Raw genomic sequence first — 17,868 nt, forward strand, 5'->3', positions numbered from 1 at the left:
ATTCCGGCACCGCGACGATTCCAGTGCCACGGCGATCTCGACACCACGATGATCTCCACACCACGATGATCTCGGTGCCACGACGATCTCGGTGCCGGATGCCGGGCCACGGGCCGCACCGGTGATTTCAGCCGGCAGCCACCCAGGATTCGATCATGTTGCGGGCGATGGAGACCCGGCCCGGCAGCAGCAGTGGTGGCGCGGCGTCGACATCGGCGTCCGCGCGCACGTCGGCGGCCATAGTGGCCCGGGTGAGGCTGCGGATACGCGGGGCGGCGCGCCACTCCCCACGGGCCAGCGCCTCGCGCAGCTCGTCGCGGTGCATCCAGCGGGCCTCACTGATCTCGGTCTCGTCCAGGCGCAGCGGCTGGCCCGGATCGGCCAGAGCGTGGAATCCGATCATCAGGGATCGCGGGAACGGCCAGGCCTGGCTGCCCAGGTAGCGGACGTCGGTGACGCCGACCCCGACCTCCTCGGCGATCTCCCGCACGACGCACGCCTCCAGTGACTCGCCGGCCTCGACGAACCCGGCAAGCACCGAGAACCGGCCGGGTGGCCAGGCCCGGTGCCGTCCGAGCAGCGCCCGGTCACCGCCATCGTGCACCAGGACGATCACCGCCGGGTCCGTCCGTGGGTACTCCTCGTGCCCCGCGGCTTCGCACGCCCGGGCCCAGCCGGCGTTGACCGGCATGGTCGGCGAGCCGTCCCGGGTGCAGAATCGGGCCCGATCATGCCAGTTGACCAGGCCGACGGCCGTGGCCAACAGAGCGCCGTCGAGGGAGCCCACCTCGCCGCCCACCACATGTCCGTTCAACCACTCGACCTCGGACCCGGCGCCGGCCAGCGACTGCGCACCACGAAGCACCCAGTAGGCGGTCCCGTCGGCCTCGCCGAGCAGCATCGCCTCCGGCGGCGGCGAGCCGGCGAACTCCGCACCCGCGCGGGTCCACAGCCGCGACTCGGACCGGGTCACCGGGAGCAGGCCGTCCTGATCGACGACGAGTACCCGCGCGCTGCCCCAGCCCTCCTTCTGCCGATCGGAATCGCGGCGCAGGTGCTCGTCCCGTTCGAGGGCTGTTCCGGCGAAGGTCGGCGTGCGCACCAGCTCGAAGTGGGTCGGCCGGCCATGCGCCGACTCGACGCGCGCGGACGGCTCGCCGTGGACTGACGGCTCGCCGTGGACTGACGCTGGGTGGGTGGGCTCAGGATGGGACACGGCACCATTCTCCCGCTCGGACCACACACAGGGCACAGTCGCGGGGCGCATCCGGGGTCACGTGACAACGCACGATCAGAATCAGCCTTCGACGAACCGGGAAGCCTGTCATACTGCTGCTGCGCGCGACTGTCTCGCTACTGGTCTGCCTCTGCGCGCCTGCACCCTGGAGGTTCCAGCGTGAGCAGCGACGGTCCCGGTAGCGGAATCAGCCTGGTCCTGCTTGCGGACCAGGCGAAGCCGGTAGCGGCGATCCCGCCGCACGATCTGCTGGTGTTTCTGCTCGGAGTGGCTTCGCTTTTGGCCGGGGCGCTGGTGCTGGGCCGGCTGGCCGAGCGGGTGGGACTGCCGGTGATCGTCGGTGAACTGACCACCGGTGTCCTGCTCGGGCCGTCGGTATTCGCCAGAGCCGCACCGGACACGGCGCACTGGTTGTTCCCCACCGATCCCAGCCGGTTCCATCTGCTCGAGGCGGTCGGGCAGATCGGTGTCATCCTGTTCGTCGGCATGACCGGCACCGAGATGGACGTCTCCGCCGTGCTGCGCCGAGGTCGTACCGCCGTGCAGGTCAGCCTCGGCGGCCTGCTCATCCCACTCGGCCTCGGCGTGGTGACGGGCCTGCTCCTGCCGTCCGGCCTGCTGTCCGGGAAGGTCCACACCGGGGTGTTCGCGCTGTTCCTCGGGGTGGCGATGGCGGTCAGCGCCATCCCGGTGATCGCCCGGATCCTCGTCGATCTGAACCTGCTGCATCATCGCATCGGCCAGCTCACCCTTGCCGCCGGCACCGTGGACGACGCCGTCGGCTGGCTGTTGCTGTCCGTGGTGTCGGCGCTTGCGACGACCGGGGTGCGCACCGGGGACGTGCTCACCTCGGTGGGCTGTGTGCTGGCGACCGTGGCCGTGGCGGTCGTGGTGGGGCGGCCCGTCGCCGAGGCCGCACTGTCGTGGAGTGTGCGTCGCCGCACGACGAGCGAGTCCCCGGCGGCAACGGCCAGCCTGGCCTGCACGGTGATGATCCTCGGTGCTGCGGCCGCGACCCAGGCGCTGAAACTCGAGGCGATCTTCGGGGCGTTCGTCATTGGCATGGTGATCGGGTCACGCCGGTCGTTCGATCCGCGGCTCGTGGCGCCGCTGCGCCTGGTCGTGACCGGGGTGCTCGCCCCGCTCTTCTTCGCCATGGCGGGGCTGCGGGTGGACCTGGGCGCCCTGGGCCGGCCGAAGGTCCTGGCCGCAGCCGCCGTCGTGCTCGCGGTGGCGGTGGCGGGCAAGTTCCTGGGCGCCTATCTCGGGGCGCGGCTGAGTCGTCTCAGTCACTGGGAGGCGCTGTCCCTCGGCGCCGGGATGAACGCCCGCGGGGTCGTGGAGATCGTGGTCGCCGGCACGGGTATGCGGCTCGGGGTGATCAGCCCCGCCGGCTACACGGTGGTGGTGCTGGTCGCGGTCGCCACCTCGGTGATGGCACCGCCGCTGCTGCGCTGGGCGGTCGCGCGGGGAGCACTCGCCCCCGCCGTCCCCGGCCCCGTTCCTGCGGTAGCCGATCTGGCGGGCGCGCCCCCCGCGCCCCGTGACGAGCTCCCGGTTCCGGCTCCCGGGCCGATCGGCTGAGCCCACCCGCCCCGGCCGGTCAGACGAACTTCGGCGCCCGCTTCTCGACGAACGCGGCCGCGCCCTCCCGGCCGTCACCGCCGGCACAGGCGGAGATGCCACGAGCCTCGAGCTCCAGCTGGCTCTCCAGGCCGTTGTCGTAGGTGGCGGCGAGCAGCCGACGGATCGTGCGGTGCGCATCCGCCGACCCGGACGCGATCCGTCGCGCGAGCGCCGTTGCTTCCGACTCAAGTTCTTCGGCCGGCACGACCCGGGTGACCAGCCCCCACTCCTGTGCCTCGGCTGCTGACAGCCGACGGTTGGTGAACATCAGTTCCTGGGCGCGGCGCAGGCCGATCAGCCGCGGCAGCGCATAGGAGGTGGCGCCGTCCGGGCTGAGCCCGACGTTCGAGTAGGCCAGGGTGAACGTCGCCGACTCCGCGGCAAGCACCAGATCGCCGAGGACGGCAAGCCCGATGCCGGCACCCGCCGTGACCCCGTTCACCGCCACGACCAGCGGCACGTCCATGCGGGCGAAGGTGGTGACGGCCCGGTGCAGGAGATCGGCGAGTTTCTTCATCTCCGCCTCGCTCCGATCGCCGTAGCCGACCATCTCCTTCACGTCGCCGCCGGCGCAGAAGAAGCGCCCGGCGCCGGTCAGCAGCACCGCCCGTACGGACGGGTCGCCTGCCACGTCATAGGCGGCCTGGGCCAGCTCCGCGGCCAGTTCCTGGGTGATGCCGTTCGCCGCGTCCGGACGGTTCAGCGTGATCCGCGCCACGGCGTTGTCGTGCTCGACCGTCAGAGTGCGGAACTGCGAGCTCATCGGGGGACTCCGTTCGGGGATCTCGGGCCGGCTGACTTCCGGTTCACCACCCACATCTACCAGTACTGGCGCCGTGCCGCACAGACAAGGCACAGCAACACCCAGGCCATCCACAGGTAATCAAGCGATATCGCGACTAACGTGGCGTCACTCCGGTAACACCGCCGGATATCGAGAAAGGGCGTCGATAATGCCGCTGAAGAAGATTCTTCCGCCACCGCCGAAGCCGAAGCCGAAGCCGAAGAAAGCCAAGAAGCCACTGCCCCATTCCTTCCCCGAAAAGCGCTCCTGGTAGGAGACCGGAAAACCCGGGGCCGGTCCGGAGCGCACCAGCGACGCAGTCCCCACTCCGGGCCGGCCAGCCGGCGATGACGCGGAACTTCGGGGTGGCAGAAAAGCCGGGCAGCGGCTGGAGGGTCGGGGTATGGGTGGACGACGCGCGGAGCGCTCCAGAACGCACCGCTCGGGGACGACCGCCCGGGTGCTGCGGCGGCTGTGGCCGTTCGCCCGTCCGCACCGGGGCGTGTTCGCCGCCGCCGCGCTGCTGCTGCTGGTCAGCACCGCGGCGCAGACCACCACCGGGTGGCTGTTCGGCCGGCTCACCGACAGGGCACTGGTGCACGGCACGACCCGCGGCTTCCTCGGGCCGGCGGCGGCCTGGCTGGTCGTCGCCGTCGTCGGCGGCGCGGCCAGCTATGCGGGTCATCTGCTGCAGGCCCGGGCGTCCGGACGGCTGTTGGCCGGCCTGCGGGAGGCCATGATGCAGCGCCTGCACGTCCTGTCCCCGGCGTTCTTCGCCGACAAGCCCACCGGGGACCTGCTGACCAGGTTCGATTCGGACCTCGACGCCGTCGACGAACTCGTGGGCAGCGGCCTGGTGGAGGCCTCCACCGCCGTGGCCGGCGTGGCCTGCTTCACCGGGGCGGCGTTCCTGCTGCGATGGGATCTCGCACTGGTGGCCTGCGCCGCCGCGCCGCTGTACTGGCTGCTGACCCGCCAGCTCTCCCGCCGGGTGCAGTCCGCCGCCGAACAACAGCGAGTCGCCGAGGGGCGTATCGCCGCCGTCATCGAGGAGAACATCACCGCATCCGCTCTGGTGCAGACGCATGGGATGGCCGCCTGTGAGCGCCGCCGGCTGGGCCGCCACGGCGCGGCCTGGTTCGACGCGCGGCTGGTTGCCTACCGGGTGGCCACGGCGAACGCGGTGCTGGCCACGTTGCTCGAGACGGTGTTCGTGCTGGCCGTCTTCGGCCTCGGTAGCTGGGAGATCTCCACCGGACGACTCACCCTCGGCGGCCTGCTGTCGTTCGCCGCCTTCCTCGGCTATCTGTACGGTCCGATCCAGGAACTCGGTGCTCTGGTCGTGTCACTCGGCGCCGCGGTGGCCTCCGGGGAACGGATCGGTGAACTGCTCGACCATCCGGTGGAGGTCCGCGAGGCCCCCGACGCGGGCGAACCGCGCCACGTCCACGGACACATCCGGTTCGACCGGGTCAGCGTCCGCTTTCCCGGGACGTCCACCCCGGTGCTCGACGAAATCTCGTTCACCCTGTGCCCCGGCCGGCTGGCGGTGCTCACCGGTGGCAGCGGCGCGGGCAAGTCGACGATCACGACCCTGCTGGTCCGCCTGCGTGACCCGAGCGGCGGGCACGTCCTGCTCGACGGCTACGATCTTCGCTCGCTCACCCTGGCGTCGCTGCGCCGTGCGGTCACCGTCGTGGCCCAGGACAGCCCGCTGCTCGACGGATCCCTGTGGGAGAACCTCACCTGGGGTGTCCCGTCGGCCCAGCCCTCCCAGGTGTTCGCGGTCGCCCGGGCCGCCGGCGTCGACGCGTTCGCGGGGGACCTGCCGGACGGCTACGACAGCCCCGTCGGCCAGGCCGGACGGCGCCTGTCCGGGGGCCAGCGCCGCCGCGTCGCGATCGCCCGCGCCCTGCTGCGGGACTCCCCCGTCCTTGTCCTGGACGAGCCCACCGCCGGTCTCGACGACCTCACCGCCGAGCGGCTGGTCCACACCATCCGCCGGCTCGCCGTCGACCGGACCGTTCTCGTCGTCACCCACGACCTGCGCCTGGCCGCCAGCGCCGACACCCTGCTCGTGCTGGGCGGCGGACGGATCACCCAGCCCCGCCCGTTCCCGCCAGCCCGCCCGTTCCCGCCAGCCCGCCCGTTCCCGCCAGCCCAGCACGTCGAGTCGACCCAGCCGCTCCGATCGGCCCAGCACCTCCAGTCGGCCCAGCACCTCCAGTCGGCCCAGCACCTCCAGTCGGCCCAGCACCTCCGGCACGGTCCGCCCGACAACGACGAGTGGGGACGGCTGAGCTCGGCCGGCTCCCGCCTCGGTAACGCATAACCTCAGTCCCCGTGACCACCGACGCACCACGGAGCGGACCTCGGCCCGAACGTCGGGATGGCCCGGTCGACCTGCGCAGCGACACCGTGACCCGACCGACGGCGGCGATGCGCCAGGCCATGGTGACCGCCCCGGTCGGTGACGACCACTACGGCGAGGATCCATCGGTGCGTGCGCTGGAGGAGTACGCCGCGGATCTGCTCGGCCATGAGGCGGCCGTGTTCGTCCCGAGCGGGACCATGGGCAACTTCGTCGCGCTGCGCGCCAGCGCCACCGTGGGAACCGAGATCATCGCGGACGCCGAGGCGCACGTCGTCACCTACGAGATGGGCGGGCTCGCCGCGCTCGGCGGGGTGCAGACCCGCACCCTGCCCGGCCTTGCCGACACCGCCGACCTCGCGGAGATCGCCCGCGCGATCCGGGCCCCCGCACGCGGCGCCTCGGCCAGCGCGAGCCGCACCTACGGGATGGTGCGCACCGCCGCGCTGGCGGTGGAGAACACCCATGCCCGCGGCGGTGGACGGGTCGTGCCGCCGGCCCGGCTGGACCAGCTCGGTGAGCTCGCCGCCCGCACCGGAATCGCGCTGCACTGCGACGGCGCACGGTTGTGGAACGCGGCGGTGGCCGGCTCGGTCGAACCACGCCGGCTCGCCGCGCCGTTCACGACGCTGTCGGTGTGCCTGTCCAAGGGGCTTGGCGCACCGGTCGGCTCGCTGGTGATCTGCCCGGCGGGCCTCGCCGACGACGTCCGCGAGTGGCGTCGTCGGCTCGGCGGCGCGATGCGCCAGGCCGGGGTGCTGGCCGCCGCCGGCCTGTACGCGCTGCGCCACCATGTGCCCCGTCTCGCCGACGACCATCGGCGCGCGGCGGAACTCGCCGCTGTACTTGCCGACGCCGCACCCGGCCGGGTCGATCCCGCCCGGGTCGAGACGAACATGGTCCTGGTCGAGGTCGGCGATACCGCCCGGACCATCGGTCAGGCCGCCGAGGCCGGGGTGCTGATCGGCGCGACCGGCCCGACCACCCTGCGCCTCGTCACCCACCTCGACCTCGACGACACGGCCGTCCACCGCGCCGGCTCTGTGCTCGCCACCCTCCTGCGCGCCGAGCCCCCCGTCTCCTGACACCATCCCCACCGGCGAGCAACGCTGACCCCGGCCGGCACAGAACGTCCATCCGCAGCCACGGCGCAGCTGGCCGATGGGGCCGGGTCAGCCGGCCTGCGGCGCCTCTGCCTTGTTCGGGCCGACCAGCTTGAACACGGCGCCGGTGAGATCCGCGGCGATGCCGATGCGGCCGTAGGGGGTATCCTCCCCCGGCTGGAGCACGGTGCCACCGAGCTCAGCGGCCCGGGCGAGCGTCGCGTCGGTGTCGGCGGCACCGAAGTACACCGACCAGTGCGCCGGGACACCCTCGGGCAGAAAGGCCGAGGCATCCATGATGCCGGCGCGAACGGACTCGCCCTCGCCATAGGTCGCATAGCGGAACTCGGGGGTGTCGCTCACGATGTGAACGTCCCAGTCGAACACCTCCCGGTAGAAGTCGACCGCCGCGGTGAAGTCGCGGGTGAACAGTTCGAACCAGCCGGGCGCGCCGGGCTCGGCGAGCACACCGAAGCCCGCGTGGGTGCCGGGCTGCCACATGCCGATCGCGGCGCCGGTCGGGTCGGTCACCACGGCCATCACGCCGAGCTCGTCGACTGCCATCGGCGGCACGATGACTCCGCCGCCGTGCTCGGCCGCCGCGGCCACGGTCTTGTCCGCATCGGCCGTGGCCAGATAGATCGACCAGCCATCCGGCACCGGCCCCGACTCCGGCTGCTTCGGCATCAGCCCGCCGACCAGGGCACCGCCGAGCTCGAGGTTGGTGTAGCCGCCGAACTTCTCCACAGCGCCCTGTGCGGACCAGCCGAACAGATCACGGTAGAACGCCTTGGCGCCCTCGGCACCGGACGTCATGAGATCGGCCCAGCAGGGGGCACCGGACGGGATGTTCTCGGCCTTGACCATGGTGGCTCCTTCATAGCGCGGTGGGTTCGAGCCCCGGGGTCTCGAACAGCTGGGTCTCGAACAGCTGGGTCTCGAACAGCTGGCTGGGTCTCGAACTGCGGAGGCTGTCACTACCTTGGACCCCGCCACCGACAAAAATTCATCGCTCCCGTGGCACCGACGTTTCCAACCCACCCGGACCACGTACCCGCCCCCGCGCCGACCAGCGCGAACGCACCTCCCGAAGCACGGCCGCGTGCGGACACGAGCGGATCCGGAGCACCCGAAGCCTCCCCATCCGACGCGGAACGCGAGAGGATGGCGACCATGGTCACCGACCAGCAGCGCACCGGCGCCGACCAGCACGACACCGACCAGCACGACACCGACCAGCACGACACCGACCGGCGGAACACCGGTCAGCGCGGTGCCTACCGGCAGGAGTGGGAGCGGGCCGCGAGCCGTCCGGCGCAGTTCTGGGCGGACGCGGCGCGGGCGGTCACCTGGACCAGACCGCCGCAGCGCATCCTCGACGACGACCGTCCGCCGTTCTACCGCTGGTTTCCCGACGCCGAGCTCAACACCTGCGCGAACGCGCTGGACCGACAGGTCGAGGCCGGCCGGGGCGGCGACGTCGCGCTGGTGTACGACTCACCGGTCACCGGGACCATCCGCCGGTACACCTTCGCCGAGCTGACCGACGAGGTGGCCCGGGCCGCGGGCGCACTCGCGGCGCTCGGCGTCGGCCGAGGCGACCGAGTGATCATCTACCTGCCGATGATCCCGGCCGCGGTGATCAGCATGCTCGCGTGCGCCCGGCTCGGCGCTGTGCACTCGGTGGTGTTCGGTGGATTCGCCGCCACCGAACTCGCCGCCCGGATGGACGACGCCCGCGCCACGGTCGTCGTCAGTGCCTCATGCGGCATCGAACCGTCCCGGATCGTGGCGTACAAGCCGATGCTCGACGAGGCGATCGCGCTCGCCGCCCATCCGCCCAGGCACACCCTGATCGTCCAGCGTGACCAGCAGCCCGCGACGCTGACTCCCGGCCGCGACCACGACTGGGACGCGGCCCTCGCCGCCGCCACCCCACATCCACCGGTACCGGTCGCCGCCACCGATCCGCTGTACATCCTGTACACGTCCGGCACGACCGGACGGCCCAAGGGCATCGTCCGCGACAACGGTGGCCATGCCGTCGCGATGACCTGGTCGATGGGCAACGTCTACGGCATCCGCGCCGGGGACGTCATGTGGGCGGCCTCCGACGTCGGCTGGGCCGTCGGCCACTCCTACACCGTCTACGCTCCGCTGCTCGCCGGGGCGGCGACGGTGCTGTACGAGGGCAAGCCGGTGGGCACGCCGGACGCCGGCGCGTTCTGGCGGGTCGTGGCCGATCACGGGGTGAACGTGCTGTTCACCGCGCCGACCGCGATCCGCGCCATCCGCCGCGAGGACCCCGCCGGTGATCTACCGGGCCGGTACGACCTGTCGTCGCTGCGCGCCCTGTTCCTCGCCGGCGAACGCCTCGACCCGGCCACCTACGACTGGGCGTCCACCACCCTCGGCATCCCGGTCATCGACAACTACTGGCAGACCGAGACCGGCTGGCCCATCGCCTCGTCACCGCTCGGCCTGGAGCCGCTGCCCGTGCGGGCGGGCTCGCCGTCGGTGCCGATGCCCGGCTATGACGTGCAGGTGCTCGACGCCGCCGGCCAGCCCGTCCCCGCCGGTGTGGAGGGGGCCCTCTGCCTGCGCCTGCCGCTACCACCCGGCACCCTGCCGACCCTCTGGGGCGACGACGAGCGGTATGTCGCGTCCTACCTGAGCGCCCATGACGGCTTCTACCTCACCGGCGACGGGGGCTACCGCGACGACGACGGCTACCTGTTCGTCCTCGGTCGCACCGATGACGTGATCAACGTGGCCGGGCATCGACTCTCCACCGGTTCGATGGAGGCGGTGCTCGCCGAGCATCCCGCCGTGGCCGAATGCGCCGTCGTCGGCGTCGCCGACCCGCTCAAGGGCCAGGTGCCGCGCGGACTGGTCGTCGTCAAGTCCGGCGTGGAGATCACTCCCGACGTTCTTGCCGCCGAGCTCGTGGCCCGGGTGCGCGAGAGGATCGGCCCGGTCGCCGTGTTCCGGCGGGTCGACGTGGTCGCGGCGCTGCCCAAGACCCGTTCCGGCAAGATCCTGCGCCGCACGATGCGCGAGATCGCCGATGGCCGCACCCCCGCCGTCCCACCGACCATCGAGGACCCTACCGTCCTGGATGCCCTTCGCCCCGTTCTCCGCTGCGACTGACACCCGTTCCTGCGCTACTGGTGGCTGGTGCTGGTGGGTCGCACCAGGTAGACGACCCGGTGTTCGGCATCGGCCGGTGGTCCGTCCAGCGTCAGGGCATAACGGTCGGCCAGGGTCAGGAAGAACGCGCCGGTCGGGTCCGGATCGATCCGTTCCACCACCCCACGGACCTCGAGATACCGGTAGGGCTGGTCCGGGTCGTTGATCGAGACGGCGACCTGGGGATTCGTCGTGACGTTGCGGTACTTGTGCCGGACGGTGGTGTTCGTGAAGTACAGGAACTCGCCGTCCCAGGAGAACCACATGGGGTTCACCTGGGGCAGCCCGTCCGGCCGGATCGTCGCCAGATGCGCGAACAAGGGCCGTTCCAGCAGATCACGGTGACTTTCGGGAACCACACTCATGCGCCACGTCAACACCACCGGCCGCGATCGTCTTCCCCGCCCCCGTCCCGGCATGCCGCGCCATGGCTGCGGGGCCGGCGGGCACGCGGCGGCGAGGGCCGGACCCTGGATCAGTGACGGGCCGGACCAGTGGCGGAGCCGGCCAGTTGCCGGCCGGATCAGTGGTGGAACGAGGCGGCGTCCGCGGGTGTGGCGGGGGGAAGGCGGCGGCCACCGGCGCCGGCGGAGCCGAGCCGGTCGATGGTTCGGCGAAGGTCGGTGAGGAGCAGTTCGGCGAGGTCATGGCTGAATTCGTGGCGCACGACGATGCGCAGCACGGCGAGGTCGGTCAGCTCCGGCGGGAAGTGGTAGGCGGGTACCAGCCAGCCGCGGGTGCGCAGCAGCTCGGAGACGTCGAAGACGGTGTAGTCGGTGATGTCGTCACGCAGCCGGAAGGCGAAGGCCGGGATGCCGCTGCCGTCGGAGACCAGTTCGAACGGACCGAGTTCGGCGATCTGGTCGGCGAGCCAGCGGGCGGTGTCCCGGCAGCCCTGCGCCACCCGCCGGTACCCGGCGAAGCCAAGTTGGAGCAGCGTGTAGTACTGCGCGATGACCTGCGCGCCGGGCCGGGAGAAGTTGAGCGCGAACGTCGGCATCGACCCGCCGAGGTAGTCGACCTCGAAGACGAGCTCGTCCGGCAGGTGCGCCCGGTCGCGCCACAGCACCCAGCCGACGCCGGGGTAGACCAGCCCGTACTTGTGTCCCGAGGTGTTGATCGACACCACCCGGTCGAGGCGGAAGTCCCAGCGCAGGTCGGGGTCGCAGAACGGGGCGATGAACCCGCCGGATGCGGCATCCACGTGCACGGGGATGTCCGGGCCGCCGTCGGCCGCGGCCAGCCGGTCGAGTGCGGCGGCGATCTCGGCGACCGGCTCGTAGCTGCCGTCGAACGTCGACCCGAGGATCGCGACCACGCCGATCGTGTTCTCGTCGCAGCGCTTCACCGCCTCGTCGGCGGTCAGATGGGTGCGGCCCGGGCCCACCGGCACCAGCCGCGGCTCGACGTCCCAGTACCGGGCGAACTTCTCCCAGCACACCTGGACGTTCGCCCCCATCACGATGTTCGGCCGGTCAGCCGCGGCGCCGGCGCCGTTGCGGGCCGCCCGCCAGCGGCGCAGCATCGCCAGGCCGGCGAGCATGCACGCCTCGGACGACCCGGTCGTCGAGCAGCCGACGGCGTGTGCGGCATCCGGGGCATGCCACAGATCGGCGAGGATGTTCACGCAGCGCCCCTCGAGCTCGGCGGTCTGCGGATACTCGTCCTTGTCGATCATGTTCTTCGGCGCGCACTCGGCCATCAGCCGGTCGGCCAGCGGATCCATCCAGGTGGTGACGAACGTGGCCATGTTCAGGCGCGCGTTGCCATCGAGCATCAGCTCGTCGTGCACCAGCTGGTAGGCCGTCTCCGGCGCCATCGACTCGGCCGGCAGCCGAAACCGCGGCACACTCGTGTCACCCCCCGGCCGGACCAGCCGCGGTCGCACCTCGACCGACTCTTTCGCCCGCTCCCCGTCCGCCTGCCGATGTAGCGCCATGTCCGGTTACCCCTTTGCACTCGTTACTGAAGGTCAAGGTCAGACGGCAGACGATCGGTGCTTCAGGCCATGGCTCCCGGACGTCGCAGCGTCTGCTCAACCCGCTCCTGCTGATGTGGCAGCAGAGCGGGTTCCCGGGCGTCGAGCGAGCGCCGTAGCAGCGCGTCGGCCTGCGAATCCCGGCCGTGGGCCCGCTCCACCCCACTCGCGCGCCAGAGCACCTCCCCGCTGTTCGGCTCCGCGTCCAGCGCAGCGGCTGCCTCCCGGCCGGCTTCCTCCAAGCGGCCCAGTCGAGCCAGGACGAGAGCACGGGCCGCCCGCAGCAGCGCGGTACGGGCCAGGTCTGGAGACAGCCGGGCCAATCGTTCGAGATCCTCCAAAGCGGCGGCGTCGTCACCGAGCTCCGCGCGCAGCCGGCCCCGTCCGGCCAGCGCCGCGACCGCCCCGGGCGCTATTCCGAGAGCGGTCGAGTAGATCGCGGTGGCCGCCCACGGTTGTCCGCTGTACCACAGGGCCCGAGCGAGATCGGCCTGGACGTTCACGTCGCCGGGGAGCCGCAGGGAAGCGGCCTGGAGATCCTCGATCGCCCGTCCATACCAGCCGGCCTGCAGCAGCAGCCGCCCGACGGCAGCCAGCGTCCGACCCGAGGCCTCGGCATCGGGCAGGGCTTCGTAGAGACCGGCCGCTTCACGATAGCCCCCGCGGGCCGCCTCCAGCTGTTCATGAGCCTCGTCGATCTGCGCCCGCAGTTCGACCGTCCGGGCGAGCGTACGGACCCGTCGAAACGCCTCAGCGAACTCTGACGTGCCAACAGCACCGGTCTGAATGACGACCGGATCGCCGAGACCGGGATCCGCCGACCCCTGGCGCAACGCCTCCGCGGCAAGCTCACCTGCTGCGGTCAGGTCGCCGTCGGCGAAATGGAGCAGCGCCGCGTTCAGCAGGTCATCGGCATCGGTCTCGGGGGCCGAGCCGCCCGCGCGAAGGCACTGCGGGAACGCCGCCTGAAGTGCCGGGACAAGGCGATCGTCAAACAGTTCGAAGCGGCGGGCACCGGAACGCTGTTCGCTGGCCAGGACGTACCGACCGGTGAGATCGTCGAGCACCGCGTTCGGCATACCGGCGGTGGACGCGATGCCCTCGTCGACGCTGCCCCGCCGGCCCCGCTCGGTGATGAAGGTACGAGTCAGCCAGGTGCGCACGAATGCGTCGTCGAGATTGTGCGCCTGGGCGACCGCCAGCAGCGCCGAGGTCAGGTAGCCACCCAGAGCTGCGTCCACGCCACCCGACGAGCCCAGGTCCGCAAGCGTGACCGAACCGTCCTCCACATCTGCGGGCACAGGTACGTCCCTCGACGCATCCGCGGACGCAAGACCGCGAATCGCCGCGGCCAACAGGACCAGAAAGACCGGCTGTACCCGGTCGGCCACCAGAATCGATTCGGCCCCGGTGGCATCGATGACCCGACTGGTGCGTAGATCCTCGACACACGCCTCGACGACGCCCGGGCCCAGCCGGCGACCGCGGGCCCGCAGTGACTCGGCCAGAGCCATGCCCGCCGTTGGCAGGTCGAACGGCTCCACGGGCACCCGGGTTACCGGCAAACCGTTCGTGATGCGGCGCTCGAACCGGGCGAGCGCACCCAGCGCGTCGCTGCGCACCACCAGAAGCAGATTGAGCTGGGGTAGACCGGCCATGACCGCCGCTAGTACCTGTATGCATTGTTCGCGGTTCGCCTCCAGCCGCGGCGTGTCCGCCCGGAACAGATCGTCGAAATCGTCGATCGCGGCCAGAATCGGTCGACTCGCCCTGCGATGGTCCCCAGCTGTGCCGATCGTGGCGCCTCGCCCGCCACCGGTTTCCGACTCGGTGACACGGCGTAGCACGTCCAGCAGTGGGGACGATGGCTCGTCCGCCGACCAGGAGCGCAGCAGTGCGACCAGGAAGGGATTCGCGACATCAATCGAACCGTGCGCCGCGGCGGGGCTCGTGCCATCCGGTCCGGAATCAGCGGGCGGGGCCGTGCTTCCCGCGGATTCGCCCGGCTGGTCGAAATATCCGACGGGAAGAACGTTGGCTTCGACGGAGGCGAGGTTCGGCAGGATACCGGCCCGTAGCAGGGAGGACTTGCCAACCCCGGCCGATCCGTGCAGGACCACAAGCCGGCAGCGCAGCCAGAGTGCCAGCACCTCATGGGTGGCCGCATCCCGACCGAAGAACACGCCGGCATCCCGTTCGAGGAGCGGGCCCAGTCCCGTACCGGGACCGGTATCCGCGCGGACCGACCGCAGGGAAACCATCACGCGCACACCTGATCACCACGTTCGCGTGGCCGGTATCCAGCAGGGAAGGGCGCATCCGCACCCAACTGGAAGGCTCTGTTCACGATGATCGACATCAACCCGAATTTCGCCATGACAGCCACCCAAAATTCTCCGGAAATGGCCAGCGTGCGACCGCCCAGGCGGGACGAGCTACACACCAGTAAACAACGTGACGCAAATCCCCCTTGATATTTCTCGACCAACGCCCCACGCAGGATATCGGACGTGCACCGCAACAGGCCAGGAGCAGCCGAAGGAGCAGGAGCAGCCGATGCACCGACGGGCGGCCAGCGGCAGCGACGACAAGGATGGGACAACCTCGTTGCCCTGCACGCGACCGGGGAAGCTTGTACGGTTTTCGGTACACCCGGACGGACATCGTCCACACACGCGGACGATGTCCACAAGATGTCGGCGAGGACGGATGAGGCCCTGGTCCGAGGCACAGCCAGAGCAGCTGTACCCGATGCCCGCTTGACCTACAGGAGCGGAGTCGGTGAGGTAGCTCAAAAGCAAACAGCCGGGACGACGTCCTGGCAGGTTGAGGACACGAGGGAAGCAGCGAAGCTTCCCTCCACCCACAATGGGGTGTAGTATAATGCACACCCCGCAGGCGGCAACGTTGATGACCGACGGCGCACCGCGAGGCAGCACGCTGCCGTGGTGGGTCGAGATTGCGGGGGTATAGAGTGGCCTCGGAGTTGGAGCCGGATCCGGTCCAGGAGAAGAGTTCCGACATTTCACTTTCCTGGGGCCGCAATGTTCCGGTCATCTGGGGGAATGTTCCGCCGCGGAACAAGAATTTCACCGGGCGAGCTGATCTGCTCGTCGAGCTGCGGCGTCGGCTCGGCTCGGGCGATCTCGACGTAACCGCGGTACTACCGCACGCGCTCCAGGGTATGGGTGGGGTGGGCAAGACCCATCTCGCCATCGAATATGCCTACCAGTATCAGAACGAATACGATCTGGTCTGGTGGATCCCGGCGGACCAGCATCTGCTGGTCCGATCCCATCTCGCGGCGTTGGCTGGCCGACTCGGTCTCATGCAGCCAAGCCCGCTGCGGGTGGAGGATGCCGCGGCCGCAGTGCTGGATGCGCTGCGCCGGGGCGAACCGTACCGGCGTTGGCTGCTCATCTTTGACAATGCCGACCAGCCCGAGACCGTTCGAAGCCTCATGCCACACGGGCCCGGCCATGTTCTCGTCACCTCGCGTAACCGGCAGTGGCAGGGCCTCGTCGATGCGCTGGAGGTCGACGTGTTCGCCCGGCAGGAGAGCCTGGAGTTTCTCCGCCGTCGGGTGCCGGGAATCAGCACTGTCGATGCGGACCAGCTCGCCGAGGAGCTCGGAGATCTTCCCCTGGCGCTGGAGCAGGCCGGCGCGCTGCAGTTCGAGGCAGGAATGGAGGTCAGCGAATATCTCGACCTGCTGCGCACCGAATCCGGAAAGGTGCTGGCCGAGAACCGACCGATGGACTATCCGGCCCCGGTCGCCGCGGCTTGGAGTCTCTCGGTCAGTCGACTCAAGGAGCAGGCTCCCTTCGCCCTCGAACTGCTCCGCCGATGTGCCTTTCTCGGTCCCGAACCGATCTCGCTGGAGATCCTGGACCGCGGCAAGTACATTCTTGACTCCGAGTTCGGCACCGCCATGCGGGACCGTCTCCTGGTCAGCCGCGCCATGCGAGAGCTCGGCCGGTACGCCCTCGCCCGTATCGACCCAAGCCGCAAGACCGTCCAGGTCCACCGGCTCGTCCAGAAAATGATCGGCAATGACCTTTCGGACGAGGAGCGGCGCCGGCTGCGCGCGGAGGTCCATCAACTGCTGATTGCGGCCGACCCGGATGACCCCGGCGACCCGGAGAAATGGCCACACTTCGCCAAACTGCTGCCACACATCGTGCCGTCCGAGGTCTACACCGCCCATTCTGTGCCAGGACGCCAGCTGCTCGAGCACATTGTCGGCTATCTCTTCGCCGTGGGCGACTTCACCACCGGCCTGGCCGAGGCGGACCGCGCCCTCGCCCGCTGGATGGCCGACTCCGGCAGCCACAATCCTGATGTGCTCGTCCTGCAGGGCATCAAGGCCGACATTCTCTGGGCGCTCGGCCGATACGAGGAAGCCTACGAGCTGCGCCGGCCGACGCTGGATGCCATCACCGACGTCCTCGACGCGGACCACGAGGAAACCCTCGTCATCCTGAACGGCCACAGTGCGGACCTGCGCGCACGAGGCGATTTCCAGGGGGCACGCGATCTGGACGAGGATTCCCTGGATCGACACCGTCGCGTGTTCGGCGACGACAACCGCACCTTCAATGCGGCCAACAACCTGGCCATCGACTACAGCATGACCAGCGCTTACGAAGCCGCACTGGAACTGTGCCAGCAGACCCTGACCGAACGGCGGAACCTGTTCGGCCGTGACGACCACTGGTGGGTCGCGTTCCAGGTGGCGGCGCTCGCCCGCTGCGAGCGGCAGGCGGGCCAGTACCTGAAAGCCGTGAGCACCGCGGAACAGGCCTATCTGATCTACCTCGACCTGGTCGGTCGTCAGGTCCTGCCGCAGGACCACGTCCATGTACTTCTCCAGGCGAAAGATCTTTCGGTGGCCCGCCGGAAGGCCGGACGTTTCACCGAGGCCCTCGACCTCGCCGAGGTGGTGTACGCCCGGTACACGGACAGCCGGCAGTTCGGAGCTGGGCACCCGGACACTCTGGCCGCCGGAATCAACCTGGGTAACGCACAACGAGTCGCTGGCGATGCACAGGAGGCAGCCGACCGGATCGAAAAGACCGTGCAGCGTTACCGGGAGGTTCTTGGTCCAGATCATCCCTTCACCTATGGCTGCGATCTGAACCTCGCGCTGATTCACCGCCAGCTCGGGCGGGTCGAAGAGGCCCAACAGCTCCTGAAGCACGCTCTTTCCGGACTGGAGCGGCGCCTCGGCAGCGGCCATCACTACACCCTCACCTGTGTCACTAACCTGGCAACGGTGCGGGCGAGTCTCGGCGCTACCGACGAGGCACTGGTCATGGGTGAAGGAGCATTGCAGAGTTTTCGGGATCTGCTGGGGCCGGATCACCCGCACACCCTGGTCTGTGCGACCAACCTTGCGCTCGACATGGCAGCGACGGGCCACGATGAGAAGGCCCAGGTTCTGACCGACGAGACGATGCGGCGATACCGTCGGGTCCTCGGTGAATCCCATCCGGACGTTCTGGCCGGGTTGCGCGGCGAACGCCTTGATTTCGATTTCGAGCCGCCCCCGCTCTGAGCTCCTCCCGCGTGGAGCTCGCT

12 protein-coding genes are annotated in these 17,868 nt (G+C 70.1%); 5 read left to right on the forward strand and 7 right to left on the reverse strand.

The features are described from left to right. Window positions 1-127: 127 nt before the first annotated feature. Window positions 128-1,105: an NAD(+) diphosphatase gene (gene nudC, locus ND747_RS00065; RefSeq protein ID WP_285899752.1), complete on the reverse strand. Its 978-nt coding sequence runs from the start codon at window positions 1,103-1,105 to the stop codon at window positions 128-130. A 291-nt stretch (window positions 1,106-1,396) separates the two neighbouring features. Between nudC and ND747_RS00070 the strand changes: the two genes are divergently transcribed. Then, window positions 1,397-2,821, forward strand: coding sequence for a cation:proton antiporter (locus tag ND747_RS00070; protein ID WP_251730811.1), 1,425 nt, complete (start codon window positions 1,397-1,399; stop codon window positions 2,819-2,821). A gap of 19 nt (window positions 2,822-2,840) precedes the next feature. Here the strand turns inward: ND747_RS00070 and ND747_RS00075 are convergent, their stop codons facing one another. Both ND747_RS00075 and ND747_RS00080 read right to left on the reverse strand, forming a co-directional pair. Beyond that, window positions 2,841-3,626 carry an enoyl-CoA hydratase/isomerase family protein gene (locus ND747_RS00075; RefSeq protein ID WP_251730812.1) on the reverse strand — a complete coding sequence of 262 codons (786 nt, stop codon included), beginning with the start codon at window positions 3,624-3,626 and terminating at the stop codon, window positions 2,841-2,843. 147 nt (window positions 3,627-3,773) lie between these two features. Then, window positions 3,774-3,956, reverse strand: coding sequence for a hypothetical protein (locus ND747_RS00080; RefSeq protein WP_251730813.1), 183 nt, complete (start codon window positions 3,954-3,956; stop codon window positions 3,774-3,776). Between the two features lie 94 nt (window positions 3,957-4,050). Here ND747_RS00080 and ND747_RS00085 point away from each other — a divergent pair, with 94 nt between their 5' ends. Then, window positions 4,051-5,979 carry an ABC transporter ATP-binding protein gene (locus tag ND747_RS00085; protein ID WP_251730814.1) on the forward strand — a complete coding sequence of 643 codons (1,929 nt, stop codon included), beginning with the start codon at window positions 4,051-4,053 and terminating at the stop codon, window positions 5,977-5,979. Between the two features lie 71 nt (window positions 5,980-6,050). Further along, window positions 6,051-7,103 carry a GntG family PLP-dependent aldolase gene (locus tag ND747_RS00090; RefSeq protein ID WP_285899754.1) on the forward strand — a complete coding sequence of 351 codons (1,053 nt, stop codon included), beginning with the start codon at window positions 6,051-6,053 and terminating at the stop codon, window positions 7,101-7,103. A gap of 87 nt (window positions 7,104-7,190) precedes the next feature. Here ND747_RS00090 and ND747_RS00095 read toward each other — a convergent pair whose 3' ends face one another. Further along, complete coding sequence (locus ND747_RS00095; RefSeq protein WP_251730816.1) at window positions 7,191-7,988, reverse strand: VOC family protein; 798 nt, start codon at window positions 7,986-7,988, stop codon at window positions 7,191-7,193. Window positions 7,989-8,294: 306 nt separating this feature from the next. Here ND747_RS00095 and ND747_RS00100 point away from each other — a divergent pair, with 306 nt between their 5' ends. Further along, window positions 8,295-10,271, forward strand: coding sequence for an AMP-binding protein (locus ND747_RS00100; protein ID WP_251730817.1), 1,977 nt, complete (start codon window positions 8,295-8,297; stop codon window positions 10,269-10,271). A gap of 14 nt (window positions 10,272-10,285) precedes the next feature. Here ND747_RS00100 and ND747_RS00105 read toward each other — a convergent pair whose 3' ends face one another. The 3 genes from ND747_RS00105 to ND747_RS00115 form a co-directional block, all read right to left on the reverse strand. Further along, a complete protein-coding gene (locus ND747_RS00105; RefSeq protein ID WP_251730818.1) occupies window positions 10,286-10,675 on the reverse strand; it encodes a PPOX class F420-dependent oxidoreductase in 390 nt (129 codons plus the stop codon). 158 nt (window positions 10,676-10,833) lie between these two features. Beyond that, entirely contained in the window at window positions 10,834-12,249 is a 1,416-nt protein-coding gene (locus tag ND747_RS00110) for a glutamate decarboxylase (protein WP_251730819.1), read from the reverse strand. 62 nt (window positions 12,250-12,311) lie between these two features. Beyond that, complete coding sequence (locus tag ND747_RS00115) at window positions 12,312-14,549, reverse strand: tetratricopeptide repeat protein (protein WP_251730947.1); 2,238 nt, start codon at window positions 14,547-14,549, stop codon at window positions 12,312-12,314. A 713-nt stretch (window positions 14,550-15,262) separates the two neighbouring features. Here ND747_RS00115 and fxsT point away from each other — a divergent pair. Continuing rightward, window positions 15,263-17,845 carry an FxSxx-COOH system tetratricopeptide repeat protein gene (gene fxsT, locus ND747_RS00120; RefSeq protein ID WP_251730820.1) on the forward strand — a complete coding sequence of 861 codons (2,583 nt, stop codon included), beginning with the start codon at window positions 15,263-15,265 and terminating at the stop codon, window positions 17,843-17,845. The last annotated feature ends 23 nt before the right edge of the window (window positions 17,846-17,868 follow it).

Origin of the sequence: Frankia sp. R82 (assembly GCF_023716925.1) — a bacterium.
Classification (GTDB): domain Bacteria; phylum Actinomycetota; class Actinomycetes; order Frankiales; family Frankiaceae; genus Frankia.